The sequence below is a fragment of the Thermosyntropha lipolytica DSM 11003 genome, from assembly GCF_900129805.1.
In the GTDB taxonomy this organism is placed as follows: domain Bacteria; phylum Bacillota; class Syntrophomonadia; order Syntrophomonadales; family Syntrophomonadaceae; genus Thermosyntropha; species Thermosyntropha lipolytica.
Window position 1 is genome coordinate 1 of sequence record NZ_FQWY01000082.1, and the last position, 1891, is coordinate 1891.

1 protein-coding gene is annotated in these 1891 nt (G+C 39.4%); it reads right to left on the bottom strand.

Annotated features, from left to right (window positions below):
- Positions 1-930 precede the first annotated feature (930 nt).
- The gene (locus tag BUB92_RS11060; protein WP_084728488.1) at positions 931-1776 is read right to left on the bottom strand and encodes a GIY-YIG nuclease family protein; all 846 of its coding nucleotides are present in this window, start codon (positions 1774-1776) and stop codon (positions 931-933) included.
- Positions 1777-1891 lie beyond the last annotated feature (115 nt).

Below are 1891 nucleotides of genomic sequence, written 5' to 3' on the forward strand. Positions count from 1 at the left end.
CCTGCTATGCGGGGATTTTCCAGGTATTTTTTAAAAAACCGGTCATGGATGTTTATTTCACTCATGAAAAGGCTCCTTTCTGCCTCTTTTTGCCCGAACAAGCTTTTTACAAAACTGGTTTTGCGATATTTTTTATCCAGAACAGCCAGAACAAGGCAAACAAGCATAACCATTTAGCTGCCATCTTTGTGGTTATTCGGCAAAAATATCCATTTTCCTGCCAGAAGCCCCCTTGCCGATCGCCATATTTATCGCCCAACCACTCCACCCCCAACCTTTTAGCGATTCCCCATTCCCCCATAAGGGGGTGTGCACCTTTTAACGAAAAGGTGCAGAAAAACAAAAAACACCACCTTAAAACGGTGCCTTATCTTAAAGCCAAATCGTCGCAAACCCCGATAATACTGGATTTTGCCTGGTATCAAACTTTGCGTGCTTATCTGTCAATTTCAAGAAGATACATTATTCAACTATTCTAATGTTTAACGATTTATCTTAAAAATGCACACCCCTACCTAATGTCAAACGATTACTACGGTATGGAGCTTACCTAAAAATAAATTAAATCTGCTGCTTATATTAAAACAGCCTACTGAAAACGGCAGCTGTTTAAACCAAAACCCTCGTAAAGCCTTGATTTCAGGCCTTTTCCGGGCAAAATAAAAGCCACCTGCTGATAAATCTCTTTTTATTAATAGATGGTAGATTATCTGGCTTATGACCTAATTTTCGATACAATTTAACAATTTATTGGAGTTTAGGCGTCAGGGATATATTTGTGTTCCATTAGGACCGCTCTTAGAAGGTTATAAGACCCCATGCAGAATATTTCTTCTTGATACTTCCCATGCCTTCTTTGTGGGTTCAGCCAGCTTAGAACCTGACTTGACCTGCTTACCCGCTGCGGGTTGTTGCCTTTTTGCTATAAAATTAATTCCTATTGTACCCAAACTGTCTAGACATAAAGACCTTCTTCCAGTGTTCTTCCCGTTCAATTAACTCCTGATCGCTAGCAGTGTTCGTTATAATTTCCAAAATAGCAAATTGGAAGTTCGAAGCATACTCTATTCCCATGCTCTGAATAAGATCTTTTAACTCCTTGTTTTCCCCGTGTCCGCTTTTAGCATAAGAAGCCCATCTGCTCCAAAAGGAATCTTCTCCATAAGCTACTCCCACATACTTTTTCCCATTGGTTTTATCCGTAATAATGTAAACCCCCTTAACAGAAGAAAGGCCCGCTTTCCATGAAATTTCTTCTTTATCTATAATTGTCTTTAAAAGATTGAAATCTATTATTACGTTCTCGTAACCTGGAAAAGGAGCAACGCTATAAGGTTCTCTCAATATTTCTACTACTTCAATTTTATCTGCCCAATTTTCAAGATAAAGATACGACTGCCTGCCCGGTCTGCGAAACCTGACTATTAACCGTCCGATTAATTCTGTTCTGACATCTAGAAGTTCCGTCTCATACATATATTTATTTGCAATTTTCTTCACACCTAATCGCCGATAAACACCACCAAATATCCATTCATCAGGCTTATAGTATATCAAAGCCAATATGAAATCTCTTTCAAAGTTTTTTTTGCTTTGCTCTTCCTGCCATAACTTAAAGCTATCTATTGATTTGGCTAGTTCATAAAGAGGTTCCTTCTTGTCCTTCGCACCAATTGCGAGGTGTAGCTTGTATTCAGACATATCGTTCGGTGGTATCGAAATAACCTCCAATAGCCTCATTTTTGCAATGTCACATCCTATCCTCCATCCAGGCATCCAGTTTTTGCATTACAAGCTCATAAGTCTTTTTCGATATCTCAGGCAGTCCGCCCAATACCGCCTCTGCCGCCTTAAAGCCTTCGATAATAGCTCCCCTTAACATCTCTATCTT

Coding starts and splice junctions, on each gene's coding strand:
- BUB92_RS11060 (WP_084728488.1), bottom strand. CDS start 1,776: ATGCCTGGATGGAGGATAGGATGTGACATTGCAAAAATGAGGCTATTG.